This is a genomic window from Kitasatospora sp. NPDC088134 (assembly GCF_044741705.1).
GTDB lineage: Bacteria > Actinomycetota > Actinomycetes > Streptomycetales > Streptomycetaceae > Kitasatospora.
In genome coordinates, this window is sequence record NZ_JBIUTD010000021.1 from 99,208 (window position 1) to 124,035 (window position 24,828).

Below are 24,828 nucleotides of genomic sequence, written 5' to 3' on the forward strand. Positions count from 1 at the left end.
GACCCGCAGGACCTCCAGGTCCTACGGGACCTCCAGGACCTACAGGAAGGAGTTGATCTGGATCGTCTCGGTCCGGCCGGGGCCGACGCCGATCGCCGAGATCGGGGCGCCGGACATCTCCTCCAGCGCCTTCACGTACGCCTGCGCGTTCTTCGGCAGCTCCTCGAAGCTCTTCGCCTTCGAGATGTCCTCGCTCCAGCCGGGCAGGTTCTCGTAGATCGGCTTCGCGTGGTGGAAGTCCGACTGGTTGTACGGGAGTTCCTCGACCCGGCGGCCGTCGATCTCGTACGCCACGCAGACCGGGATCTGCTCCCAGCCGGTCAGCACGTCCAGCTTGGTGAGGAAGAAGTCGGTCAGGCCGTTGACCCGGGTCGCGTAGCGCGCGATCACCGCGTCGAACCAGCCGCAGCGCCGGTCGCGGCCGGTGGTGACACCGCGCTCGCCTCCGATCCGCCGCAGCGCCTCGCCGTCCGCATCCAGCAGCTCGGTCGGGAACGGGCCCGAGCCGACCCGGGTGGTGTACGCCTTCAGGATGCCGATCACCCGGTCGATCTTGGTCGGACCGATGCCGGAGCCGGTGCAGGCGCCGCCCGAGGTCGGGTTCGAGGAGGTGACGAACGGGTACGTGCCGTGGTCGACGTCCAGCAGGGTGCCCTGGCCGCCCTCCAGCAGGACCACCTTGTTCGCCTTCAGCGCCTCGTCCAGCACCAGCGTGGTGTCCGCCAGGTACGGGGCGATCTTGTCGGCGTAGCCCAGGTACTCCTCCAGCACCAGGTCGGCCGGGATCGCGCGCCGGTTGTACAGCTTGACCAGCAGCTGGTTCTTGTCGTGCAGCGCCGCCTCGATCTTCTGGCGCAGGATCGACTCGTCGAACAGGTCCTGGACCCGGATGCCGACCCGGTTGATCTTGTCGGCGTAGGCCGGGCCGATGCCGCGGCCGGTGGTGCCGATCCGGCGCTTGCCGAGGAAGCGCTCGGTGACCTTGTCCAGCGTCCGGTGGTACGGGGTGATCAGGTGGGCGTTGCCCGAGATCAGCAGCTTCGAGGTGTCGATGCCGCGCTCGTCCAGGCCCTTGAGCTCGGAGAGCAGCACGCCCGGGTCGATCACCACGCCGTTGCCGATCACCGGGACGACGTTCGGGCTGAGGATGCCGGAAGGCAGCAGGTGGAGGGCGTACTTCTGGTCGCCGATGACCACCGTGTGACCGGCGTTGTTGCCGCCCTGGTAGCGGACGACGTAGTCGACGGAGCCGCCGAGGAGGTCGGTGGCCTTCCCCTTGCCCTCGTCTCCCCACTGGGCGCCAACGAGCACGAGTGCCGGCACAGGCGTACACCCCTTCCGGTTGGGGCATCCTGCGAAGACCGCAGTCTGGCCCGAGATGGACGAAGCCCCTGGCGCAATGGCGCAAGGGGCTCTTGCACCGAGAGATTACCTGAGGAAGGACCGGTCGTGTCGTCGCTGTCCACGCCCGTATCCCGCCCCCCGGACGACACCGAGGGCCCCGGACCGCTGCTGGTGCTGCTCGACCCGTCGGCCCGGGAGGCCGACGGCGAGTCGGTGCGGATCGCCAAGGACGTGCTGTGCGGCGGCGCCGACGTCAAGGTCGCGCTGCCGCAGAGCCCGTCCGAACTCGACCGGGTACTGGCGCACCGCGGCCGCCGCCGCGCGGTGGTGGTCGGTTCGGACCAGGCGCTCCAGCGGGTGCTCCAGGCACTGCACCGGCAGCGCGAGCTGGACGCCGAGCCGGTCGGCCTGGTCCCGGTCGGCGGCCCGGTCGCCACCGCCACCGCCCGCCTGCTCGGGGTGCCCGCCGAACCCGTCGCGGCCGCCCGCGCGGTGCTGGCCGGCGGCGCCCGCCGGCTCGACCTGCTGCTCGACGACGGCGGCGGGGTGGTGCTCGCCGAGGTCCGGTTCGCCGGGGCGCGCCAGGGCCGACCGGGTGGATGGCGTTCGCTATGGGCGAAATTGGCTGCGGCCGAGCAGGCGAGCCCCACCGGCGCCGCCGACGAACTGCGGATCGAGGCCGACGGCCGCCTGCTGGCCGACGTCCACCAGCGGGTCCGCCACCTGCGGGTCGCCGTGGTCGACGGCGTGATGGAGCTCGCCCTCGACCTCGACGGCCGCCCGCAGCACCACCGCGCCGACCGGCTCACGGTGGCCGGCCGCGGCTTCGGCTACGAGGCCGACGGCTGCCCGGTCGGCCCGGTCCGGCAGCGCACCTGGACGGTCCGCCCGTCCTCCTGGCGGCTGCTGCTCCCGGCCTGATCACCCAGGGTGACCAGGCTCACGTTCCGTCCCCCGGGCCGCCGTGCGAACGCCCGGTGACAAGGGCGTGAAGCCGGACCCGGACCGGTCGGAGAGCTGGTAAGAGGCGTGGTCTACGCGCGTACCAAGGGCCTGCCAGCAGGCCGTTCGCCCGGGCTGCCCTAGACTCGGAGTCGTGCCACGTGGTGACGGACGACTCAACCACGACCTCCTTCCCGGCGAGAAGGGCCCCCAGGACGCTTGCGGCGTCTTCGGTGTCTGGGCTCCCGGCGAGGAGGTCGCGAAGCTCACGTACTTCGGCCTCTATGCCCTGCAGCACCGCGGACAGGAATCCGCGGGCATCGCAGTGAGCAACGGCTCCCAGATTCTCGTCTTCAAGGACATGGGACTCGTCTCCCAGGTCTTCGACGAGACCTCGCTGGGGTCGCTGCACGGGCATATCGCCGTCGGACATGCCCGCTACTCGACCACCGGGTCCTCGGTCTGGGAGAACGCCCAGCCGACCTTCCGCGCGACCGTTCACGGTTCGCTGGCCCTCGGCCACAACGGAAACCTGGTCAACACCGCCGAACTCGCGGCGATGGTCGCCGAACTGCCCGGCGAGGAGCACGTCTCCCGCTCCGGCCGGACCGCGGCCACCAACGACACCGACCTGCTGACCGCCCTGCTGGCCGGCCACCCCGACCTGACGATCGAGGAGACCGCCCGCAAGGTCCTCCCGGACGTCAAGGGCGCCTTCTCGCTGGTCTTCATGGACGAGCACACGCTCTACGCCGCCCGCGACCCGCAGGGCATCCGCCCGCTGGTGCTCGGCCGGATCGAGCGCGGCTGGGTGGTCGCCTCCGAGACCTCCGCCCTCGACATCGTCGGCGCCAGCTTCATCCGCGAGGTGGAGCCCGGCGAGCTGATCGCCATCGACGAGAACGGCATGCGCACCTCGCGCTTCGCCGAGGCCAAGCCCAAGGGCTGCGTCTTCGAGTACGTGTACCTGGCCCGCCCGGACACCACCATCGCCGGCCGCAACGTCCACCTGTCCCGGGTGGAGATGGGCCGCAAGCTGGCAGCCGAGGCCCCGGCCGAGGCCGACCTGGTGATAGCGACGCCCGAGTCCGGCACCCCCGCCGCGATCGGCTACGCCGAGGCCAGCGGCATCCCGTTCGGCTCCGGCCTGGTGAAGAACGCCTACGTGGGCCGCACCTTCATCCAGCCGAACCAGACCATCCGCCAGCTCGGCATCCGGCTCAAGCTCAACCCGCTGAAGGAGGTCATCCGGGGCAAGCGCCTGGTGGTCGTGGACGACTCGATCGTCCGCGGCAACACCCAGCGCGCGCTGGTCCGGATGCTGCGCGAGGCCGGCGCCGCCGAGGTGCACATCCGGATCTCCTCGCCGCCGGTGAAGTGGCCGTGCTTCTTCGGCATCGACTTCGCCACCCGCGCCGAGCTGATCGCCAACGGCCTCTCGGTCGACGAGATCGGCCGCTCGCTGGGCGCCGACTCGCTGGCCTACATCTCGATCGACGGCATGATCGAGGCCACCAAGCAGCCCAAGGACAAGCTCTGCCGGGCCTGCTTCGACGGCGAGTACCCGATGGAACTGCCCGACCCGGCGCTGCTCGGCAAGCTGCTGCTGGAAGCGGAGATCGCAGGCGGGCAGGCCAAGCAGCCGGTCCGCGGCGGCAAGCAGACCAGCGACCTCGACGGCGTGCAGTCGCTGCTGGGTGGCGCGGGCGCGGCGGACGCGCTGCGACGCCCGTAACCGTGCGAGCCGCCCCGGCCCGGCCCGGGGCGGCGGTACCACCACTTCGAAAGGGCCACACCAGGTGACCAGCAACGAGACCGGGGCGACGTACGCCGCCGCGGGTGTCGACATCGAGGCCGGCGACCGCGCCGTCGAGCTGATGAAGCAGTGGGTGAGGAAGAGCAGCCGGCCCGAGGTGGTCGGCGGCATCGGCGGCTTCGCCGGGCTCTTCGACGCCTCCGCCTTCAAGCGCTACGAGCGCCCGCTGCTGGCCACCGCCACCGACGGCGTCGGCACCAAGGTCGCCATCGCCCAGGCCATGGACAAGCACGACACCATCGGCCACGACCTGGTCGCCATGGTCGTCGACGACCTGGTGGTGTGCGGCGCCGAGCCGCTGTTCATGACCGACTACATCTGCGTCGGCAAGGTCGTCCCGGAGCGGGTCGCCGCCATCGTCAAGGGCATCGCCGAGGGCTGCACGCTGGCCGGCTGCGCGCTGGTCGGCGGCGAGACCGCCGAGCACCCCGGCCTGCTCGGCCCGGACGAGTACGACGTCGCGGGCGCCGGCACCGGCGTGGTCGAGGCCGACGCGCTGCTCGGCGCGGACCGGGTCCGCGCGGGCGACGTGGTGATCGCGATGGCCGCCTCCGGCCTGCACTCCAACGGCTACTCGCTGGTCCGGCACGTGCTGCTGAACCAGGCCGGCTGGTCGCTGGACCGCCGGGTCGAGGAGTTCGGCCGCACCCTCGGCGAGGAGCTGCTGGAACCCACCAGGATCTACTCGCTGGACTGCCTGGCGCTCACCCGCGCCACCGAGATCCACGCCTTCTCGCACGTCACCGGCGGCGGCCTGGCCGCCAACCTGGCCCGGGTGATCCCGGACCACCTGCACGCCCGCCTGGACCGCGGCACCTGGTCGCCGCTGCCGGTGTTCAGCACCGTCGCCAAGATCGGCGCGATGCAGACGCTGGAGATCGAGAAGACCCTGAACATGGGCGTCGGCATGGTCGCCGTCGTCCCGCCGGAGTCGGCCGACACCGTGCTCGCCGTCCTGGAGGACCGCGGCGTGGAGGCCTGGCAGCTCGGCGACGTGGTCGACCGCGGCGCCGAGCACGACGGCGGCGCCGCCCTGTACAACGCCTACGAGTCCTTCTGACCCGGGGCACGGCGAGGGGCCCCGTCGCACCCGCGGCGGGGCCCTGCGCACGACCGGGGCGTCACGGAACGCGCGGGACGCCGAAGACCGGCCCGGCGCTCACGGGGAGCGCCGGGCCGGCCCGGTCGAAGAACGTCAAGCGCGACGACGGAACGGAGGGGTTTCCTCTTCCTCGTCGTCGTCCAGGTTGTACCTGTCCGCGTAAGCCGCGTAGGGGTCGTCCTCGTCGTCGTCCTCGATCGGCTCAGGCTCGATCGCGGTCGACGGAGATACACCCAGCTCGTTTGACAGACGGTTAGCGTCGAACCCGCCGCTGTTGTACTTCAGCTCGCGGGCGACCTTCGTCTGCTTGGCCTTGGCCCGGCCGCGCCCCATGGGTCGACCCCCTCAACGGTGGGGCTCACGGCCCCGAGTCTGACACGTGTTGATGATCAGGTCCGGCCTGCCCGAAGTGGGAAACCGTCCCTTGGAGCATTAACGGTACCTGTTTCCGCCGCCGGACGGTACGTCGCCCGTGTGACGTGGCGCGCACCCGAGCCCCCCCGAACCAGGTCCGCCCTGGTCAGAGGGGAATTCCGAGGCTTTCGCAGGCTGTCCGGCCGGTGGCCGGTCCCGTCGTTCCTGCAGAGATTATCCCCCGAAGGAGGCGCGGTATCGCCCGATCGGGGGACGGACTGAGAATCCGGTTCCACATCGTGATGCGCGGGGCCGGGGGGTGTCGGCCCCGCGCATCCGGGCGGTCGCGGTCAGCTCCGCCGGGCCGCCGGGAGCAGCACCGAGCGCAGCGCGCTGATCTCGCGCATCCGCTTCTCGGCCAGCCGGTCGGCGGCCACCGCCGGGGGGACGCCGTCGGAGGCGGCCCGGGTGAAGATCTCCAGCGTGGTGTCGAAGATCTTCGTGGCCTTGTTCTTGGCCCGGTCGAAGTTGAAGCCCTCGATCTCGTCGGCGACCTGGATCACGCCGCCGGAGTTCACCAGGTAGTCCGGCGCGTAGAGGATGCCCCGGTCGGCGAGGTCCTTCTCCACGCCCGGGTGGGCGAGCTGGTTGTTGGCCGCGCCGCAGACGATCACGGTGCCGGCCGCGCCGAGCGCGGCGACGGTGTCGTCGGTCAGCGCGCCGCCGAGCGCGCACGGGGCGTAGACGTCCAGCGCGGAGGCCAGCAGGGCGCCGGTGTCGGCCACCACCTCGACCTCCGGGTGGGCGGCCCGGACCCGGTTCACGGCGGCCTCGGAGACGTCCGTGACGACCACGGCGGCGCCGTCCGCGACCAGGTGGCCGACCAGGTAGTGGCCGACCTTGCCGACGCCCGCCACGCCGACCCGGCGGCCGCGCAGGGTGGGCTGGCCCCAGCGGGCCTGCGCGGAGGCGCGCATGCCCTGGAAGACGCCGAAGGCGGTGAGGATGGACGAGTCGCCGGCGCCGCCGTGCTCGGGCGAGCGGCCGGTCACGAAGGAGGTCTCGCGGGCCACCACGTCCATGTCCTGGACGTAGGTGCCGACGTCGCAGGCGGTGACGTAGCGGCCGCGCAGCGACTCCACGAAGCGGCCGTAGGCGCGCAGCACCGCCTCGTTCTTGTCCTTGTTCGGGTCGCCGATGATCACGGCCTTGCCGCCGCCGAGGTCGAGACCGGCGAGGGCGTTCTTGTAGCTCATCCCGCGGGAGAGGTTCAGCGCGTCCTGCAGCGCCTCCTCCTCGCTCGGGTACGGGAAGAAGCGGGTGCCGCCCAGGGCCGGGCCGAGGGCGGTGGAGTGGATGGCGATGATCGCCCGGAGGCCGGAGGAGCGGTCGTGGCAGAGCACGACCTGCTCGTGCCCCTCGCCGTCCTGGCCGGTGCCGAAGACTCGGCTCAGCACGCCTGGTGCGGAGTGCGTGGTGTGTACGTCGGTCACGGTGGTGACTCCAGTAGGGATGGCCCGCGGCGGTGGTGCGGGCGTCTGATGGAAGCCTAGCCCCGGGTCCGCCTTCGAATCTGCCCCTCGACGGCCCCCGGAGCACAACGACCGAAGCCGTCCGTACGACACCCTGACGTGGACCTGAGGCGCGTGCGACGATGCGGATCGTGACCGCTCCGCGCACGACCGTGATCCCGCCCTACACCGCGCAGCTGCGGGTCTACGAGCCGCTGGCCGCCTACCCCGAGCCGGACCGCTCGCGCTGGCAGGCGTACGCCGCCGCGCACGGGCCCGACGCCGAGGGGCCGGGCCGGCCGGTGACCGGGGCCGCGCTGGCCGAGCAGCGCGGCGCGCTGGCCCGGCTGGCCGCCCTGACGCCCCGTCCGCTGCCCGACCGGGAGGACGGCAGGGCCTATCTGCGGCTGGTGGACGGGGTCACCTACGTCTGCCCCTGGACGACCCGGCTGCGGGGCTGGCTGGCGCTCCAGGAGCTGCCCCGGACGCTGCCCGCGCACCTGGTGGACACGGTGCTGCCGCCGGCCCTGCGCAGCACCGCGGAGGCCGAGCGGGCGCAGTGGCAGCAGGACCACCCCGACGCCCGGCCCTGGATCCTGACGAGCCGTTGGGAGGTGCCGATGCGCTGGTTCCTGGCGTTCGGCGAGGAGGACCGCCACCACCTCCCGGCGGGCGAGTACGGTTCCGCGGGGGAGGGCGAGCGGCCGGAGCCGGCCGCGCTGTTCTACCTGACGCCGATGGTGCAGGCGCGCCGCCGGGTGGCCCGGGCGTACCGGGTGCTGCGGGAGAAGGCGCCGGACGGGGTCCTGGTGGACGGGGCGGAGGAGATCGGGCGCTGGCTGGAGGAGTTCCACCCGCGCTCGCTGGTGGAGCTGGACTACGGCGGCCTGGCCCGGCTGCTGGGCCCCGGGGGACTGGCGGAGGAGCACTCGGTGGGCGAACTGGCGGCCGGGCTGGCGGCGCTGCGGTCCGGCGACACCGACGAGGCGGCCCGGGTGCACGAGGAGCTGACCGGCCGGTGGCGGCGGGTGCTGGCGCTGCGGCAGTCCTCCTGAGCAGGGGCGGAGCCGGTTCTGCTCGAATGTCGGTGCGAGAGGCCAGGATGGTCCATACCATGAGTGGGGTTTCCGGGACCATGGTCCCGGATCGGGTCAATACCCATGGAACGTGACACTACTCACCGTTGACGCCAACTCAGACCTATATGCCAAAATGGGACAACCAACCCAAGCCTGACCGGACACTCCGTAACGTGACCGGTCGTCGCCACTGCGTGACTGTCCGTTATGGGGTGGTCCATGGCCTTCCGTCGCCCTTGAACCCGTGAGGGGTCAATTTTGACGGTTTGGCCGATGGGGCTGGACGGATGGTGTAGTTGTAGACACCAGGACAAGCCGTTCGTCCTATAACCGACTCGGCCCGTCCCTGCCATTTCGGGCATCGCGGGCCAAGGTGCAGAATTTGAAGGATAGAACCGCCCTGGTTCGGTTCTCCGAGGAGGCCGCTCATGACCGCTCGTACCCCTGACGCAGAGCCCCTGCTGACACCGGCAGAGGTCGCCACGATGTTCCGCGTGGACCCGAAGACCGTGACTCGCTGGGCCAAGGCCGGCAAGCTCACGTCGATTCGGACCCTCGGCGGGCACCGCCGCTACCGCGAGGCGGAGGTGCGTGCCCTGCTGGCCGGTATTCCGGCCCAGCGCACCGAGGTCTGATCCGCAGTCTTTCCCCGGATCGCGCTCCCGACTCCGCCGGGTCGGGGCCGCGCACCGGGTGGTCCGAAGGGCCGTTCTCCCCGACTCCGCCGGGTCGGGAGGGGCGGCCCTTCGGTGCGTCCGGAGGCGGAAGCCGCCATTCCCGTTGGGGCGGCAGGGGGAGGGGGGCAATACCGGGAAAGTCGGTGCAATTTTACATATTAAATATGGTGGCTCGGTGGTGATCCCCCGGAAGTGGCGTTCCGAAAGGCATTCCGTGACGGTGGTCACAGCGGTGCCGCCTTGCGGCCCGGGCCCGGAATGCGATAAGGCCCGGAACCTTGACGGTTCCGGGCCTCACCCTTACTGCGATCCCGACGGGACTTGAACCCGCGACCTCCACCTTGACAGGGTGGCGAGCTAACCAACTGCTCCACGGGACCAGTGTTCTGATCCTTGCCCGCCTGCTCTCGCCTGCGAACAAGACAGACTGTACTGCATGGCGACCCCCCAGGTCGAACCGGCTCCGGGGCACCCCGGAGCCGGTTCCCGATCCGCCGTCAGAGGGTCGCCGCGGCCGCCTCCATCGCCTTCAGGATGCGCTTCTCCGAGACCGGGCTCGGAGTGCCCAGGCCCTGCGCGAAGAAGCTCACCCGCAGCTCCTCGATCATCCAGCGCACCGCCCGGATCTCCGGCGACGGCTCCCGGCCCTCCGGCACCCGGGCCAGCAGCTCCCCGTACGCCTGCTGGACGGCCTGCACCTTCACCAGGTTCTGCAGGTCCCGCTGCGGGTGGTTGGGCAGCGCCTCCAGGCGGCGGTCCACCGCCAGCAGGTAGCGCTTCAGGTCGCCCAGCCGCTGCCAGCCCGTCCCGGCCACGAAGCCCGGGTGCACCAGCGAGGCCAGGTGCAGCCGGACGTCGTTCACCGCGGACAGCAGCACCGGGCTGGAGACCGTCTTCAGGCGGTTCGACGCCTTGTGGAAGGCGATCAGCGCCGTCGCCGTCTTCAGCGTGGTGTCCGCCGACAGCTCGTACAGGTCCGCCCGGACCTTGTCGTACAGCGCGCCGAACGCCTCCGCCTCCCAGACCGGCCCGCCGTTCAGCTCCATCAGGCGGTCGGTCGCCGCCGCCACGATGTCCTCGAACAGGGCCGGGATCGAGCCGTGCGGGTTGTACGACAGGGCGAGCTTGGCCTGGTTGCCCAGCCGGCCCTGGATCGACTTGGCCGGGGAGTTGACCCGGAGCATCAGCAGGCGCCGGGTGCCCGCCCACATCGCCCGCCGCTGGGCCTCCGGGGTGTCGAACAGCTTGATGCCGACGCTCGTGCCCTCGTCCACCAGCGCCGGGTAGGCCCGCAGCGAGTGCCCCTTGGAGCGCTGCTCGAAGGTGCGCTGCAGGACCGGCAGGTCGGCCGGCCAGTCCGTCAGGCCGGTGCCGCGGCCGGAGGCGGCGCTGGAGAGCGTCGCCGACAGCTTCGGCTGGAGCTTGCGGCGCAGCTCCTCCAGGTCCTTGGACTCGGCGAGCTTCCGCTTGCCGTCCACCACCCGGAAGGTCACCTTCAGGTGGTCCGGGACCCGCTCCTCGTCCCAGGCCTCCGGCGGGATCGGCAGGCCCGACATCCGGTGCAGCACCCGCTCCAGCGTCGGCAGCAGGGGCTCCTGGCGGTCCGTCAGCTCGCGCATCGCCGCCCGGGCGTAGTCCGGGGCCGGGACGAAGTTGCGGCGCACCGCCTTCGGCAGCGAGCGGATCCAGGCCGTCACCAGCTCCGCGCGCAGGCCCGGGATCTGCCAGTCGAAGCCCTCGTCCACCACCTGGTTCAGCACCGGCAGCGGGATGTGCACCGTCACGCCGTCCGCGTCGCTGCCCGGCTCGAACTGGTACGTCAGCGGGAAGCGCAGCTTGCCCTGCTGCCAGAAGTCCGGGTAGTCGTCCTCGGCGATCCCGTCCGCCGAGTCGTTGATCAGCATCGACTTCTCGAAGTTGAGCAGGTCGGGCTGCTCGCGGCGGGTCCTCTTCCACCAGGCGTCGAAGTGCCGGCCGGAGACCACGTCCTCGGGCAACCGGGCGTCGTAGAAGTCGAACAGGGTCTGGTCGTCCACCAGGATGTCCCGGCGGCGGGCCCGGTTCTCCAACTCCTCGACCTCGTCGAGCAGTTTGCGGTTCTCCGCGAAGAACTTGTGGTGGGTCTCCCAGTCGCCCTCCACCAGCGCGGTGCGGATGAACAGCTCCCGGCACAGCTCGGGGTCGATCCGGCCGTAGTTGACCTTGCGCTGGGCGACGATCGGCAGGCCGTACAGCGTGACCTTCTCGTACGCCAGCACCGCGCCGGCCTTCTTCTCCCAGTGCGGCTCGCTGTAGGTGCGCTTGATCAGGTGCGCCGCCAGCGGCTCCACCCACTCCGGCTCGATCTTCGCGTTGATCCGCGCCCACAGCCGGGAGGTCTCCACCAGCTCCGCCGACATCACCCAGCGCGGCGGCTTCTTGAACAGCCCCGAGCCCGGGAACACCGCGAACCGGGCGCCGCGGGCGCCCGCGTACTCGCGCTTCTCCACGTCGAACAGGCCCAGGTGGGAGAGCAGGCCGGAGAGCAGCGCCTGGTGGATCCGGTCGGCATCGGGCTCGGCGTCCGGGCGGGGCTCGTCGATCGTCACGCCGAGCTGCTTGGCGATGGTGCGGAGCTGGACGTAGACGTCCTGCCACTCCCGTATCCGCAGGTAGTTCAGGAACTCGGACTTGCACATCCGGCGGAACGCCGAGGAGGACAGCTCCTGCTGCTGCTCCCTGACGTAGCGCCACATCGCCAGGTAGGACAGGAAGTCGGAGGTCTCCGAGTGGAAGCGGCGGTGCCGCTCGTCGGCGGCCTGGCGCTTCTCGGCGGGGCGCTCGCGCGGGTCCTGGATGGAGAGCGCGGCGGCGATCACCATCACGTCGCGGACGCAGCCGAGGCGGTCGGCCTCCAGCACCATCCGGGCCATCCGCGGGTCGACCGGGAGCTGGGCGAGCTTGCGGCCCAGGTCGGTCAGCCGCTTGCGGTGGTCCTTCTCGTCCGGGTCGAGGGCGCCCAGCTCGTGCAGCAGGTGGACGCCGTCCTTGATGTTCCGGGAGTCCGGCGGGTCGAGGAACGGGAAGGCGGCGATGTCGCCCAGGCCCGCCGCCGTCATCTGCAGGATCACCGAGGCCAGGTTGGTGCGCAGGATCTCGGCGTCGGTGAACTCGGGGCGGGAGAGGAAGTCCTCCTCCGAGTACAGCCGGATGCAGATGCCGTCCGAGGTGCGGCCGCAGCGGCCCTTGCGCTGGTTGGCGCTGGCCTGGCTGACCGCCTCGATCGGGAGGCGCTGGACCTTGGTGCGGTGGCTGTAGCGGGAGATCCGGGCGGTGCCCGGGTCGATCACGTACTTGATGCCGGGGACGGTCAGCGAGGTCTCGGCGACGTTGGTGGCCAGCACCACGCGGCGGGAGTTCGAGCGCTGGAAGACCCGGTGCTGCTCGGCCGAGGAGAGCCGGGCGTACAGCGGCAGGATCTCGGTGGACTTGAGTTTCAACTTGGTCAGCGCGTCCGCGGTGTCGCGGATCTCGCGCTCGCCGGAGAGGAACACCAGGATGTCGCCCGGGCCCTCGGCCTGCAGCTCCTCGACCGCGTCGCAGATGCCCTGGATCTGGTCCCGGTCGCGGTCCCGGTCGCCGTCCTCCTCGCCGTCGAGCTCCTCGTCCTCGACCAGCGGGCGGTAGCGGACCTCGACCGGATAGGTGCGGCCGGAGACCTCGATGATCGGGGCGTCGTCGAAGTGCGCGGCGAAGCGCTCCGGGTCGATGGTCGCGGAGGTGATGATCACCTTGAGGTCGGGGCGGCGGGGCAGCAGCTGCTTGAGGTAGCCGAGCAGGAAGTCGATGTTCAGGCTGCGCTCGTGCGCCTCGTCGATGATCAGGGTGTCGTACTGGCGCAGGTCCCGGTCGGTCTGGATCTCGGCCAGCAGGATGCCGTCCGTCATCAGCTTGACCAGGGTGTCCGGCCCGGCCTGGTCGGTGAACCGGACCTTCCAGCCGACCGCCCCGCCGAGCGGGGTGTCCAGCTCCTCGGCGACCCGCTCGGCCACCGTGCGGGCGGCGATCCGGCGCGGCTGGGTGTGGCCGATCAGGCCGCGCACGCCGCGGCCCAGCTCCAGGCAGATCTTCGGGATCTGGGTGGTCTTGCCGGAGCCGGTCTCGCCCGCGACGATCACCACCTGGTGGTCCCGGACGGCGGCCAGGATCTCGTCCTTCTTCTGCGCCACCGGCAGTTCCTGCGGGTAGCGGATCACCGGCACCGCCGCGAGGCGGGACGCCACCCGGGCCTCGGAGCGGTCGAAGTCGGCGGCCAGCTCGGTCAGCACCTGCTGCCGGCCCTCGGCCGACCTGACCTTGCGGGTGCCTTCCAGGCGGCGGCCGAGCCGCTGCGCGTCACGCAGCATCACACCGGGCAGCCGGGCGGCCAGCTCCGCGAACGTGGGGGCGGGCTGCGGGGCTACGGGAGAACTCACTGCGGGCATCCCTCTAGGTTGCAGAAAGACAGGGCCGGGGCGCACCTCGGTTTTCGAGCACGTCCAGTGTCACAGGCGGGGCGGGCGGACCGCGAACAGCCGTTCCGGCGGAGTCCGCCGTCCCGCTTCTGCCGGGGCCCCGCCCGTTTCGCCGACCGCTCCCACTGACTAGCCTGGGGGGAACTGGAATTCGGGGAAAACGGGGAAACAGGGGGAGCGTCATGGACCTGTGGGGCGATGTGAAGAACCTCGCCGGGGACGTGGTGAAGGTCGGCGAGGACATCGTGATGGCGCCGGCCGAGATCGCGCACTGGGCGCTGGGCAAGATGTTCGGCGACGCCGACGCCGAGCTCAACAAGATCGCGCAGGAGCTGGCCGAACTCGGCAAGCAGGTGGACGGCCTCGGCCGCGAGGTCAGCGGCGTGCTGTCCAGCATGACCTGGCACGGCGCGGCCGCCGATGCCTTCACCGCGCACGCGCAGGGCCGCGTCCGCGAGCTGAACACCGTCGCCGACGAGCTGACCCAGCTCGGCGACGCGGTCAAGCAGCTGGCGAACGTCCTCTGACGGCGGCGGACGACGGGCGAGGAGAAGGGGACTTCCGTCCATGACGGGGAATCAGTTCGGCTTCCAGGCGGGCGAACTGCTGAAGATCCAGCGCGACTTCGAGCAGATCAACCAGCGGATGGCCGAGATGAGCAAGCAGGTCGGGCACATCAGGGCGACGGTCGCCAAGGCGGCCGCCACCGACGTGTTCTCGGGCTGGATCGCCAACGTCTTCGGTGCCGGGGCGGTCCTCGCCCAGGTCACCAAGGACGTCTCGGCGATCAACAGCCGGGCCGACGCGCTGATGAAGACCAAGGAACAGCTCACCAAGGAGCTGGAACAGGACGCCGCGAAGATCAAGCAGCTGATCGCGTCCTACGAGGCGGCCGAGAAGCGGATCGCCGAGGAGCTGAAGAAGCCCAAGGGCGAGCAGAAGCCGCAGCCCAAGGCGCCCGGCACCCGGATCGACGGGGTCGACGACAAGGGCGGGCACAAGGGCGGCGGCAGCGGTGGCAGCAGCAGCCACCCGTCCCAGCCCGGCTCGCCGGGCCACCACGGGGACAGCGGCGGCGACACCGGCTCGGGCACCCCGACCGGCGGGCCGGGCGGCAAGTTCGACGGCCCGAAGCTCAAGGACCGCTCCACCGGCGACTGGCAGACCCACTACGGCGACAACGGCAAGAGCTGGGACGCCTGGTCCAACCACGCGCACCGGAAGAACGGCGAGGGCCTGGGCGTGAAGGCCCGGCCCAACCTGGACGGGCTCTCCGCCGAGCGCAAGGCCATCGTGGAGCGCGCCCTGGAGCGGGCCGAGCACAAGCTCGGCTACAGCCAGAGCGCGATCACCAACGGCTACCGGGTGGACTGCTCCGGCCTGGTCTCCTGCGCCTGGGGCCTGCCCGGCCCCGGCCGCAACACCTGGGGCCTGATGGAGAGCGACGTCTCCACCCACATCACCAAGGGCGACCTGCAGCCCGGCGACGCGATGATCTCCGGCGACCACACCGTCCTGTTCGCGGGCTGGGCGGACGCCGCCCACACCCGGTACATCGGCATCGAGGACAGCGGCGACGCGGGCATGGTCTCCCGGGAGATCCCCTACCCGTACTTCCACGGCGGCTCGGCCTACCAGCCCTACCGCCGCAAGGGCGTCGACTGACGGGTTGATGGGCGCTGACGCGGGCCCGTCCGGGGCGCTCCCCGGGCGGGCCCGCCCCGTTCGGAGCACCGTCGGAACGCGGAACCGGACCGATCCGTTCTCCCCTGACAGGAACCCATCGACGAGGAGCGGAACAGCGGCCGTGACGGGTGGACGAGCGAGCACGAAACGACAGCAGCCCGGGGACGAGGCGGACCGGTCGACCGCCCACCCGCTGGCCCGATTGGTGTTCGTAGTGGCCGGTACGGCGCTGATCGTGGTCGGGGTGGTGATGCTGGTGCTGCCCGGCCCCGGGATGCTGCTCGTCCTGGCCGGACTGGTGCTGGCCGCCCGGGCGGTACCGGCCTTCGCCCGCTTCGTCGAACCCGTCCGGGCCAAGGCGGTGCAGGGCGTCGAGGCCAGCGTCGCCTCCGGCTGGCGGATCGCCGGATCGGTGCTGGCCGGGCTCGGCCTGATCGCCGCGGGCGTGGTGGCGGGCCTGGTGCCGAGCCTCCCGATGGCCGGGTGGGCCACCGGGAGCAGCCTGATCCTCTCCGGCCTGATCCTGCTCGGCCTGCTGGCCTGGAGCTACCACCGGGTGCACGGGGCGGGGCGCCGCTCCTGACGGGGAGTCAGCGGGCCAGCCGGAAGGCCAGCGCGGCGGCCGCGCGCAGCGGCCAGGGCGGGCGGGGGACGGCGAAGGCGGCCCGCAGCGGGGCGTCCAGCAGGGCGGCGGCGAAGTCCGGGGCGCGGCGGGCCAGCGGGCCCGGGAGGCGGGCCGCGAACAGCGTGGCGACCGAGCGCCACAGGGCCTGCCCGGCCGGGCTGGGTGCGAACCGGGCGGCCTCGAACTCCCGCATCCAGGCGGCGACCCCGGCCAGGTCCGGGCCGGGCAGCGCGGGCAGGCCGAGTGCCCGGGCCAGCTCCGCCTGGAAGCCGAAGGCGGCGGCCCGGACGGCCGCGTCGCCGCGGGCGAACTCCACCGGGCAGACGGTGAAGCAGGCCAGCACGTAGCGCATCGTCTCCGCGTCCACGCCCGGCAGGCGGTGCAGGGCGGCCAGTCCGGCGACGATCTCCCGGCCGCGCGGGCTGTCCACGCCCTGCCCGATCAGCTCGAACATCACCGCCCCGGTGGCCTTCGCCCGGGCCTTCGGGGCGGTGGCCAACTTTCCTGTCCCGGCCAGGACTTCGGCGATCTGCGGGACGGCGAAGGTGCGCACGAAGCCGAGTGTCAGGCCGACCCGGGCCCGCTGCGGGGCGCGGTGCAGCACCAGCTCGGCGAAGGCGTCCCGGGGGCGGTCGGCCGCGGAACCCGTCACGGCGCCGCGGGCGGGGCGGCGGGGGCCAGGGCCTGCTCCAGCAGCGGCGACCCCAGGTAGTCGGCGACCCGGACCAGGTGGGCGCGCTCCTCGGCGGGGGCGGCGTCCAGGCCCGGCAGCACCGGCTGCTCCTCGCGCGGGCGCGGCACCGCGCCCCCGGCCAGCGCGGCGACGGCCGAGCGCAGGGCGGCGGCGACCACCAGGGCGTCCCGGTCGGCGGGGTGCAGCGAGGCCCGTTCGGCCAGGTCCCGGGCCCGGTGCACGGCGGCCGGGTCGATCCACGGACGGAGCGTCAGCTGCCCGTCGCGGATCTCCAGCCCGCGCCGGGTGGTGCGCCACTCCAGGTCGCGCAGGGCCAGCCGCTCGCGCCAGGCGGGGGAGGGCGGGCCCTCCAGGGCGAGCCGGCGGTCGGCCCGGTAGACCAGGTCCCAGAGCGGGCGCAGGGCGCGGAAGGCGCGGCGGCGGAGCGCCCAGGCGGCCCCGGCCGGGCCGGCGAAGCCGCAGGTGATCCCGATCGCGCCGAGGGCGGCGAAGGCCGGGCCGAGCGCGGTGCTGAGCCACTCCGCGCCGCCGACCCCGGCGTACGCCAGGGCGATCGCGGCCAGCTTGCACAGCACGTAGCCGCAGGCGGTGAGCGCGCCGGCGGCGATCAGCCGGATGCCGCGGCGCAGCCAGCCCGCCGGCAGCCGGGCCGCGTGGCCGAGGCAGACCCGGCCGATGTCGACCAGCGCGTAGGCGAACAGCCCCTGGTAGAGCGCCAGGAACAGGGCGGTGGCGGCCCGCGGGGCGAAGGTGGTGTCGAAGGTTAGCGGCGTCTCCGGCCGGTACGGGCCGCCGGCCAGGAACAGCGCGGCCAGCACCGGCACCAGGGCGGCGAACACCGCGGTGCGGCGGCGCACCCGCCGCCGCAGCCGGTCGTCCAGCGGCGCCCACACCTCGGTGCCCGTGCGCTCCTCCGGCGGCGCCCAGACCAGGGCCAGCACCACGGCGGCGGCCGAGAAGCCGACGATGCCGAGGTAGACGAAGAGGGTGGCGAGGTTGCCGACGCCGGTGAGGTGCCCGATCCCCCGGTAGAGCAGCGGGGAGGCCAGCAGGAAGGCGGTGGACGGGGAGGCGATCGCCAGCACGACCACCAGCAGCCCGAACGAGGGCTCCCGCCGCCAGGCCCGGAACTTCAGCGCGGCCACCGCCCAGGCGGCTCCGCCGATGCCCAAGTAGACCAGGTTGTACGGCAGTTCAGACATGCTGACCCTTGCGGTGCTCCAGCGCGGGAGCGAGCTGCGAGGTGGTGCCGGCCCCGGGGGCGAGCACCAGCAGGCGCATCAGCTCGGCGCCCAGCACCTCGGCCTCCTCCTCGGCGGCGTCGTCGTAGTGCGAGCGGCCGAGCACCAGCCGGAGCATCTCCGGGTCGATGGTGGGCAGGTCGACCGAGGCGCCGTCCGGACCGAGCAGCGCCGGGTCGAGCAGGGCCGGCTCGGACAGGTGCCCGCAGAGCAGGTGGGCCAGCTCGTGGCAGACGATGTGGGCGCGGTGCAGTCCCGAGGTCTCCTGCTCGACGTGGACCACGTCCTCGTCGGAGAGCCGCTCGACGAAGCCGGAGGGCTCGCCGACCCGCATCCGGCGCGGCTCGATCCGGATCGGCCGCCCCAGGTGCGCGGAGACCGCGGCGCACAGCTCCTCGGCGGTGCTCAGCGGCGGCAGCCGCAGCTCGCGCGCGACCGCCCGCATCCGGCGGCGGGTCCGCCCGAGCCCGCTCCCCACACCCCGCACGTCGACCCCTTCCGGAAGCCGCCAGTGGCCCAGCGGCACCTGCTGGCGCTCCGTCACGTCCCCTGGCCGGCCTCGTCCGGCGGCCCGTCGGGCAGGCCGACCGCCCGCCGCAACTGCTCCACAATAGTGAGTGCGGCGTCCTGCATCTCCGGCGGCAGCCCGGCCGCCCGCATCGCGATCCGCTCCACCCGGGCGTCCCGCAGCGCCTCGATCTTGCGCAGGTCCTGCTCGACGGCCCGGGCGGTCCCGGAGTCGGAGAAGTAGTCGAGCGGGACGCCGAAGAACTTGGCGATCCGGACGGCGTTCTCCAGGCTCGGCTTCTGGGTGCCCTTGCGCAGGTTGCCGATGTACGTGCCGCTCAGGCCGGTGCCTTCGGCGATCTCCGAGTCCCGCCAGGGCCGGCCGAGGTCCTTCGGGTAGATCACCGCTATCAGTCGCCGGAAGCGGCCGGCGAAGTCCGGGGCTTCGGCGCGCGAGATGTCCTGGGGCATGAGCCGGATCATAGAGGGTCCGTACCCCGGGGCGTATCCCTCGATCCGCTTGTTCTGCACGATCGTTGAGGGATCGGTGCTTGTTTCGTGCGGAACCGATCCGGCGGTCTTCCGGAATGCCGGCCGGGAATCCACGATAGTTGACACCTGGTGGACCGGTCGGCAGGATCGGCACCTGATGTTCGGGCGCCGTTGCCTCACGGGGGTGGGCAGCGGCGCCCGTTCGCGGTCCGGCGCCCGTTCCCGGCCCGGTGCCCGTTCCCGGCCCGGTACCCGTTCCCGGCCCGGTACCCGCGCCGGATAGGCTGCACGGGACCTCGCCCGGCACCACCACGCCAGCCGCACCGGGCGCCCCGCCCGAAAGGCCCCGCGCAGCCGATGGCCCCCCGCCTCTCCGTCGTCGTCCCCGTCTACAACGTCGAGCGCTACCTCGTCGAGTGCCTGGACTCGATCGCCGCCCAGACCTTCGACGACCTCGAATGCGTCATGGTCGACGACGGCTCCACCGACACCAGCGCCGAACTCGCCGCCGCCTACGCCGCCAAGGACCCCCGGTTCCGGCTGGTCCGGCAGCACAACCAGGGCCTCGGCGCCGCCCGCAACACCGGCGTCCGCCACCTCGCCGACGGCACCGAGTACCTGGCCTTCGTCGACAGCGACGACGTCGTCCCGCCCGGCGCCTACCGGCTGATGATCGACACCCTGGACGCGACCGGCTCCGACTTCGCGGCCGGCAACGTGCTGCGGCTGCGCACCGCCGGACTCGAACCCTCGCACGTCCACCTGCGCCCGTTCGCCGAGACCCGGCTGCGCACCCACATCAGCGAACTCCCCGCGCTGGTCACCGACCGCACCGCCTGGAACAAGGTCTACCGGCGCTCCTTCTACGCCGCCGCCGGCCTGGAGTACCCCGAGGGCATCCTGTACGAGGACGCCCCCGTCAGCGTCCCGCACCACTTCCTCGCCGAGCGGGTCGACGTCCTCTCCGAACCGATCTACCACTGGCGCATCCGCGAGGACGGCGACCGCTCCATCACCCAGCGCCGCACCGACCCGCGCGGACTCGTCGACCGCGTCCGCTCCATCGAACTCGTCCGCGCCTGGCTGCTCGAACAGCCCGACCCGGTCTACCGCGAGTACCTGCGGGCCTACGACCGCAACACCCTGGTCGAGGAACTCCCGATGTTCTTCTGGACCGTCCCCGACGGCGACCGGGCCTACCGGGACGCCTACCGGCAGCACGTCACCCGGCTGCTCGACGCCATCGGCACCGAGCGGATCGACGGCCTCCCGAGCTTCCTGCGCCTCAAGTACCGCCTCACCCTGGCCGGCCGGGTGAACGCCCTGGCCAACGTCCAGCGCGTGCACCGCCGGGTCCGCAACACCCGCAAGGCGCTGCGCCGCTGACCCGGGCGCGGTCGGTTCGGCCGCTTCGGCCGGGCGCGGTCGGTTCGGCCGGGCGCGGTCAGGTGCAGCTCGGCGCGGCCGGACCGCCGTCCACGTCCGAGGACCTGAGGTACGCCAGCCGGTGGTTGTAGCGGATCGGGAAGTACGCGTCGCAGCCCACCACCAGCGTCCGGTCGTCCGGGGCGCTGCCGTCGATGTTCCGCGCGTAGTAGTAGTCCGAGCGGACCGGCAGGGCGGACAGCGCCACGTACGACTGCCCCGCCGGGACGCTCGCCGACAGCGGCTGGACCGGCTGCGGGGTGATCGCCGGGTGGGGCCGGTAGGCCGTCGGCTCCGGGTAGGAGCGGCCGTACACCGGGATCGAGGACAGCCCCGCGCGCGGGGTCAGCAGGGTCCGCCCCGGCCGGGTGTCCGGCACCGCGGACCGCCCCGAGGGGTTGTGGAACCAGGCGCGCTGCCCGTCGTACCAGATCGCCGTCCACTCGCCGGAGACGTCGGCCACCACGTAGTGCGCGCCCGCGACCGCCTTGTCCGTCCAGTCCGCGGCGTTCTGCGAACCGCCGTTGATCAGCGGCGCGTCCGGGTCCGGCCGGGTGCGCAGGTAGACGAAGTTCTCCGGCCGGTCGGCAGTGCCGTTCACGGGCGGCTCGTTGGTGGCGTCGAAGGCCGGCGCGACGGTGACCGTGCCGCCGACGGCGGGCCGGCCGGCCGTCGGCACCGTGCGCAGCGGAGCGCCCAGCAGCTCCAGGTAGTGCGACCAGTCCCAGAAGGTGCCCGGGTCCCAGTGCATCCCCGCGACGTTCGCCTGCACCGGACCCGGCACGTCGTCGTGCCCGAGGATGTGCTCCCGGTCCAGCGGGACGCCGTACCGGTCGGCGAGGTGGCGCACCAGCGCCGCGGACGACCGGTACAGCTGCTCCGAGTACCAGGTCGGCCGGTCCGAGGGGAACGCGTAGCCCTCGTGCTCGACGCCGATGCTGTGCATGTTGACCGTCTTGTTGCCCGCGTGCCAGGCGATGTGGCGGTCGTTCACCAGCTGGGTCACGTGCCCGTCCGAGGACCGCACGAGGTAGTGCGCGCTCGCCTGCGCGGCCGGGTTCCGGAAGGTCTCGATCGTCCCCTCGAAGCCGCCCTCGGTGTCGTGGACGACGATGTACTGGATCTGCTGCCCGTCACCCGGCCGGTTCGCCCACGTGTAGTTCCCGTACGAGCCCGGGTCGCTCGGGTCGGTCAGCGCGTACGCCGCCGGGCGGAAGTCGCAGCCCAGCTCGGGCGGGCACTCCGCCGGGCCGCCCGCAGCTGTTCCCGCCGTGGACCGGGTGGGGGTGTGCGAGGCGGGCGACAGGTGCACCGTCCGGCCCTCCGCCGTGCGGCGGTCCGCGCCGGTGCGGAGGGTGTCGAACACCCGGTCGGCGAACGGGCTGGCGGGCGGGCCGGTCTTCGGGTCGGTCTTCGGGGCGGTTTTCGGGGCGGTCTTCGGGCCGGCGGGTGAGGTGGACCCCGAGGTGGCGCCCGGGTTGCCGAAGCGTGCCACCGCCGCGTACCAGTCGGCCGGATCGGCGGACCCGGGCGGGCCGGACTCCCGCTGGTACCGGGCCAGCAGGGCCGCGCCGCCCCGGATGCTCTGCGCCGGGTCCGTCCTGAGGTCTGCGGCCGGGCGGCCGAGCAGTTGCGCCGCCGCGTCCAGGGTGTGCAGTTCGGGGCCGTCCTCGACGGTCCGCACCGGCCGGGCGGGGCGATCGTCGTCCCGCGCGTTCCCGGCCTCCGGGCCGGGGCCGGCGGCGAGTGCGGCCCGGACGGCCCGGACGTCGACCTGGGTCAGGCCCATCACGTTGTAGTTGCCGGTGGTGCTCGGCTCACCGTGGTGGCTGTCCCAGCGGGTCTGCTGGTACGACAGCGCCAGCAGCAGCCCCTCCGGGACGTGGAACTCGGCGGCGGCCGAGTGGAACTGACGCTGCAACGACCGTTCGGCGGGCGCGGCCGGGGCCGGGGCCGCAGCCGCCGGGACGGTGGTCAGCACCGTCGCGGCGGCCAGGGCGACGACGGAGCGGAGAGTGCCTGGCAACGGAGAGCCCCCTGCCGGTGGACGTGGGCGTGGGCGTGGACGTGGGCGGGGCCCGGCGCGGCAGGTCCGGGACGGTGGCGTCGGCGACGCTAACACCCGGGGGCGCCCGGCCGGTGGACCGGCGGCGGGCGGCGGCGGGGGTGTCGGTCCGTCAGCCTCCTTCGGTGCTCAGCCACTGCACGAACTGGACCACCACCCCGTTCGGGTCGGTGACCTGGAACAGCCGCTCGCCCCACGGCTCGTCCAGCAGCGGCATGGTGATCGGCACCCCGGCGGCCCGGAGCCGGTCCTGCTCGGCAGCGGCGTCGTCCACCGTGAACGCCAGCACCACCCCCGCGGCGCGCTGGTCGCGGAAGCCCTCGGGCAGCACCTCCAGGCCGCGGCGCAGCAGGACCACGTTCACCCCGGCGGTCGGGTGGCCGAGCGAGACGAAGCCGTCGGCGGCCAGCTCCGGCGCGAAGCCGAGGTGCTCGGTGAAGAAGGCGGCGGAGGCGTCGACGTCCTCGACGGTCAGCGAGACGGCGGATCGGTTGATCTTCACGGGACTCCTTCGGGGTTGCGGACGGTCCGACTTATCTCTGTACGGCGTACACTATACAAAGTACGGAGATTCTGGCCAGGGTGATTCCGCCGTGGAAGAATCCCGCCATGGCCAGCAACCGGAGCAGCGCGGGCGACCCGGCCCAGACCCTCGCCCTGCTCTGGGGCGTCCCCACCGGCACCGGCCGCCGCGGCCCCCGGCAGGCGCACTCCACCACCGACATCGCCGCCACCGCCATCCGGATCGCCGACGCCGAGGGCCTCGACGCGCTCACCATGCGACGCCTCGCCCAGGAACTCGGCCTCTCTCCGATGGCCCTCTACACGTACGTCCCCGGCAAGGCCGAACTGCTCGACCTGATGCTCGACACCCTCTACGCCGAGATGCCCCGCAGCACCCCGGCCGGCTCCGACTGGCGCGCCCGCGCCACCGCCGTCGCCGACGACAACCGGGCCCTGTACGCCGCCCACCCCTGGACCACCGCCGTCCCCACCTCCCGGCCCCCGCTCGGCCCCGGCCTGATGGCCAAGTACGAGTACGAGCTGCGCGCCCTGGAAGGCACCGGCCTCGACGACCTCCAGCTCGACGCCGCCCTCACCCACCTGCTCGGCTTCGTCCACACCTGCGCCCGGATGGCCGCCGACGAGCGCGCCGCGCAGCAGGACTCCGCGATGAGCGACGCCGACTGGTGGTCCGCCAACGCCGAACTCCTCGCCCGGGTCCTCGACCCCGCCCGCTACCCCACCGCCACCCGCGTCGGCGCCGCCGCCGGCGAGGCCCACAGCGCCGCCTACCACCCGGACCACGCCTACACCTTCGGCCTCGCCCGTACCCTCGACGGCCTCGCCGCCCTCATCGACCCCTGACTCTCTTCCAGGGATTCGAGGGATCAGTAGGGCAGCAGACCGGCAGTGTCCAGCTCAAAGCCGAACGGTCCGGGAACGGGCAGGCCCTCGCCGAACTCGACGTCCTCCCGACGGTGGTACCCGGTGCCGTCCGGCCGACTCCGGCGGACCTCCTCGAGGAGGGCGAAGCGCTCGGGGTTCATCGGCGGCTGCCACCTCACGGCGCCGGACGGCAGCCTCAGCGTGGCCGGGAACGCGAAGAAGCCCCGGAGCCGGTGCTCCGGGGCTTCTTCACTGCGGTGGCCAGGGCCGGGGTCGAACCGGCGACCTTCCGCTTCTCAGGCCAAACCGGGGCGTCGATACGTCCTGTTCTGAGCAGTTCTGGCGTCCGTAGAGGTGCGGCTACGGACGTCACGGTGCACGGCGGTTGGCGTCAGCGTTGGCGTCAACCGGAGTCACGGGATCCGACCCCGCTCGCCGCCTGAGAGCGCGCAGTTGCCGGTTGGTTTCGCGCAGGTCGAAGTGGGCTGGGTCGAAGTCGGCTGCTGAGTCGAGACCGAGCCGGCGCAGCAGGTCCTCGTGCTCCGGGTGGGCGGAGTCGTGGAGGGTCTGCTTGAGTTCTTCGTACCCGCCCGGGCCGCCGCAGTCCTCGGGTGGGCAGGCTCCCGCTCCGTCCACGCAGGCGGGATAGTGCCGGCCCGCCTCGGCTGCTGTCCGGTGTTCCACAGTGATGCGGTGATCCCACGAGTCGCCGAAGTCGTAGGTGTAATCGAGGTGTGCGCCCTCCTTGGCGACAGTGTCCAGGCCCGCGGTGGTCTCGTCGGCGAAGTCGAGCTCGGACGAGCGGCGCCCGTAGTCGACGCCGTTCACGCTGAACGCGTGCAGGTGGCAGTTCTGCCAGCCCATCGCCGCCTGGATGACCCGGTGCAGGTTGTCGAGGCGGATACCGGCCGGCACCTGGACGCGGCGCCACACCGCAGGCTGATCCACATCGGCGAGTTGGATGCGGAGCTGGTAGACCGGGTCGCCAGGGCGTGGCTCCCCGCGCAGCCGGGCCATGGCTTGACGGCCGACCGAGGGGAGAGCGACGGACTTGCCGGTCTGTCGGGCGGCCCCGAGGCCCTTGAGCGTGGCGAGGAGGCGATCCACGTCGCGGTCGTTGCTCTGACGCAGGAGGCGAAGGCGGTCCTCGGGAAGGTCGTCGAGGACGAAGAACCCGGACAGTGCCTCCCACACCGCAGTCCGCAGCTTCTGCTCCGGCACCGGAAGGTCCGTGGAGTAGAGGCTCGTCAGCACTGCCTGCAGCCCGGCGGGGTCCTCCAGTACGCGCGCGTTCTTCTTGACGGGCACCAGGCGGCCGCCGGTGACCCGCAGCAGCCGGGCCGCCTTGGCCCATTCCACCAGCAGGTTCAGGTGATACAGCTCCTG

Annotated in this window: 22 protein-coding genes and 1 tRNA gene; 10 read left to right on the forward strand and 13 right to left on the reverse strand. The window is 72.4% G+C overall.

Going from position 1 to position 24,828, the window contains the following annotated elements:
• Positions 1–39: 39 nt before the first annotated feature.
• A complete protein-coding gene (locus ACIOHG_RS27520) occupies positions 40–1,323 on the reverse strand; it encodes an adenylosuccinate synthase (RefSeq protein ID WP_400954370.1) in 1,284 nt (427 codons plus the stop codon).
• 126 nt (positions 1,324–1,449) lie between these two features.
• Between ACIOHG_RS27520 and ACIOHG_RS27525 the strand changes: the two genes are divergently transcribed.
• The 3 genes from ACIOHG_RS27525 (at position 1,450) to purM (ending at position 5,162) form a co-directional block, all read left to right on the forward strand.
• On the forward strand, positions 1,450–2,265 hold the full coding sequence (locus ACIOHG_RS27525; RefSeq protein WP_400954372.1) for a diacylglycerol kinase: 816 nt from the start codon (positions 1,450–1,452) through the stop codon (positions 2,263–2,265).
• 175 nt (positions 2,266–2,440) lie between these two features.
• The gene (gene purF / locus ACIOHG_RS27530; RefSeq protein ID WP_400954374.1) at positions 2,441–4,021 is read left to right on the forward strand and encodes an amidophosphoribosyltransferase; all 1,581 of its coding nucleotides are present in this window, start codon (positions 2,441–2,443) and stop codon (positions 4,019–4,021) included.
• A 64-nt stretch (positions 4,022–4,085) separates the two neighbouring features.
• Positions 4,086–5,162, forward strand: coding sequence for a phosphoribosylformylglycinamidine cyclo-ligase (gene purM / locus ACIOHG_RS27535; RefSeq protein ID WP_400954376.1), 1,077 nt, complete (start codon positions 4,086–4,088; stop codon positions 5,160–5,162).
• A 135-nt stretch (positions 5,163–5,297) separates the two neighbouring features.
• Here the strand turns inward: purM and ACIOHG_RS27540 are convergent, their stop codons facing one another.
• Both ACIOHG_RS27540 and ACIOHG_RS27545 read right to left on the reverse strand, forming a co-directional pair.
• The gene (locus ACIOHG_RS27540; RefSeq protein ID WP_400954378.1) at positions 5,298–5,537 is read right to left on the reverse strand and encodes a DUF3073 family protein; all 240 of its coding nucleotides are present in this window, start codon (positions 5,535–5,537) and stop codon (positions 5,298–5,300) included.
• Positions 5,538–5,908: 371 nt separating this feature from the next.
• Positions 5,909–7,051 carry a Glu/Leu/Phe/Val dehydrogenase dimerization domain-containing protein gene (locus ACIOHG_RS27545; RefSeq protein WP_400954380.1) on the reverse strand — a complete coding sequence of 381 codons (1,143 nt, stop codon included), beginning with the start codon at positions 7,049–7,051 and terminating at the stop codon, positions 5,909–5,911.
• Positions 7,052–7,221: 170 nt separating this feature from the next.
• On the opposite strand from ACIOHG_RS27545, the gene ACIOHG_RS27550 reads away from it, so the two are divergent.
• Complete coding sequence (locus ACIOHG_RS27550) at positions 7,222–8,124, forward strand: hypothetical protein (protein ID WP_400954382.1); 903 nt, start codon at positions 7,222–7,224, stop codon at positions 8,122–8,124.
• A 452-nt stretch (positions 8,125–8,576) separates the two neighbouring features.
• Entirely contained in the window at positions 8,577–8,783 is a 207-nt protein-coding gene (bldC, locus tag ACIOHG_RS27555) for a developmental transcriptional regulator BldC (protein ID WP_030459248.1), read from the forward strand.
• A 348-nt stretch (positions 8,784–9,131) separates the two neighbouring features.
• Here bldC and ACIOHG_RS27560 read toward each other — a convergent pair.
• Positions 9,132–9,205 (reverse strand) — tRNA-Asp (locus ACIOHG_RS27560).
• Between the two features lie 117 nt (positions 9,206–9,322).
• Positions 9,323–13,288, reverse strand: coding sequence for an ATP-dependent RNA helicase HrpA (hrpA, locus tag ACIOHG_RS27565; RefSeq protein ID WP_400954384.1), 3,966 nt, complete (start codon positions 13,286–13,288; stop codon positions 9,323–9,325).
• Between the two features lie 212 nt (positions 13,289–13,500).
• Between hrpA and ACIOHG_RS27570 the strand changes: the two genes are divergently transcribed.
• The 3 genes from ACIOHG_RS27570 (at position 13,501) to ACIOHG_RS27580 (ending at position 15,587) form a co-directional block, all read left to right on the forward strand.
• Complete coding sequence (locus ACIOHG_RS27570) at positions 13,501–13,845, forward strand: WXG100 family type VII secretion target (protein ID WP_400954386.1); 345 nt, start codon at positions 13,501–13,503, stop codon at positions 13,843–13,845.
• Between the two features lie 40 nt (positions 13,846–13,885).
• A complete protein-coding gene (locus tag ACIOHG_RS27575; RefSeq protein ID WP_400954388.1) occupies positions 13,886–14,983 on the forward strand; it encodes a hypothetical protein in 1,098 nt (365 codons plus the stop codon).
• Between the two features lie 214 nt (positions 14,984–15,197).
• The gene (locus tag ACIOHG_RS27580) at positions 15,198–15,587 is read left to right on the forward strand and encodes a PGPGW domain-containing protein (RefSeq protein ID WP_400954427.1); all 390 of its coding nucleotides are present in this window, start codon (positions 15,198–15,200) and stop codon (positions 15,585–15,587) included.
• Positions 15,588–15,594: 7 nt separating this feature from the next.
• On the opposite strand, the gene ACIOHG_RS27585 is transcribed toward ACIOHG_RS27580, so the two are convergent.
• From ACIOHG_RS27585 to ACIOHG_RS27600, 4 genes are read right to left on the reverse strand one after another with little or no spacing between them, the layout of a single operon-like run.
• Complete coding sequence (locus tag ACIOHG_RS27585) at positions 15,595–16,281, reverse strand: DUF2236 domain-containing protein (protein ID WP_400954390.1); 687 nt, start codon at positions 16,279–16,281, stop codon at positions 15,595–15,597.
• Complete coding sequence (locus ACIOHG_RS27590; protein ID WP_400954392.1) at positions 16,278–17,525, reverse strand: MAB_1171c family putative transporter; 1,248 nt, start codon at positions 17,523–17,525, stop codon at positions 16,278–16,280. The genes ACIOHG_RS27585 and ACIOHG_RS27590 overlap by 4 nt, the downstream gene beginning before the upstream one ends.
• On the reverse strand, positions 17,518–18,108 hold the full coding sequence (locus ACIOHG_RS27595) for a hypothetical protein (protein WP_400954394.1): 591 nt from the start codon (positions 18,106–18,108) through the stop codon (positions 17,518–17,520). Before ACIOHG_RS27595 ends, ACIOHG_RS27590 begins: the two co-directional genes overlap by 8 nt.
• Entirely contained in the window at positions 18,105–18,542 is a 438-nt protein-coding gene (locus ACIOHG_RS27600; protein ID WP_400954396.1) for a helix-turn-helix domain-containing protein, read from the reverse strand. Before ACIOHG_RS27600 ends, ACIOHG_RS27595 begins: the two co-directional genes overlap by 4 nt.
• A gap of 378 nt (positions 18,543–18,920) precedes the next feature.
• On the opposite strand from ACIOHG_RS27600, the gene ACIOHG_RS27605 reads away from it, so the two are divergent.
• Entirely contained in the window at positions 18,921–19,949 is a 1,029-nt protein-coding gene (locus ACIOHG_RS27605) for a glycosyltransferase family 2 protein (RefSeq protein ID WP_400954398.1), read from the forward strand.
• Positions 19,950–20,007: 58 nt separating this feature from the next.
• Here the strand turns inward: ACIOHG_RS27605 and ACIOHG_RS27610 are convergent, their stop codons facing one another.
• A complete protein-coding gene (locus ACIOHG_RS27610; protein ID WP_400954400.1) occupies positions 20,008–22,014 on the reverse strand; it encodes an N-acetylmuramoyl-L-alanine amidase in 2,007 nt (668 codons plus the stop codon).
• 151 nt (positions 22,015–22,165) lie between these two features.
• Positions 22,166–22,555 carry a VOC family protein gene (locus tag ACIOHG_RS27615; RefSeq protein ID WP_400954402.1) on the reverse strand — a complete coding sequence of 130 codons (390 nt, stop codon included), beginning with the start codon at positions 22,553–22,555 and terminating at the stop codon, positions 22,166–22,168.
• Between the two features lie 107 nt (positions 22,556–22,662).
• Between ACIOHG_RS27615 and ACIOHG_RS27620 the strand changes: the two genes are divergently transcribed.
• Positions 22,663–23,421, forward strand: coding sequence for a TetR/AcrR family transcriptional regulator (locus tag ACIOHG_RS27620; RefSeq protein WP_400954404.1), 759 nt, complete (start codon positions 22,663–22,665; stop codon positions 23,419–23,421).
• Positions 23,422–23,444: 23 nt separating this feature from the next.
• Here the strand turns inward: ACIOHG_RS27620 and ACIOHG_RS27625 are convergent, their stop codons facing one another.
• Both ACIOHG_RS27625 and ACIOHG_RS27630 read right to left on the reverse strand, forming a co-directional pair.
• Positions 23,445–23,603 (reverse strand): hypothetical protein, encoded by a 159-nt coding sequence (locus ACIOHG_RS27625; protein WP_400954406.1) that lies wholly within the window; start codon positions 23,601–23,603, stop codon positions 23,445–23,447.
• 208 nt (positions 23,604–23,811) lie between these two features.
• Positions 23,812–24,801, reverse strand: a complete 990-nt coding sequence (locus ACIOHG_RS27630) for a plasmid pRiA4b ORF-3 family protein (protein ID WP_400954408.1) — start codon at positions 24,799–24,801, stop codon at positions 23,812–23,814.
• Positions 24,802–24,828: the final 27 nt, after the last annotated feature.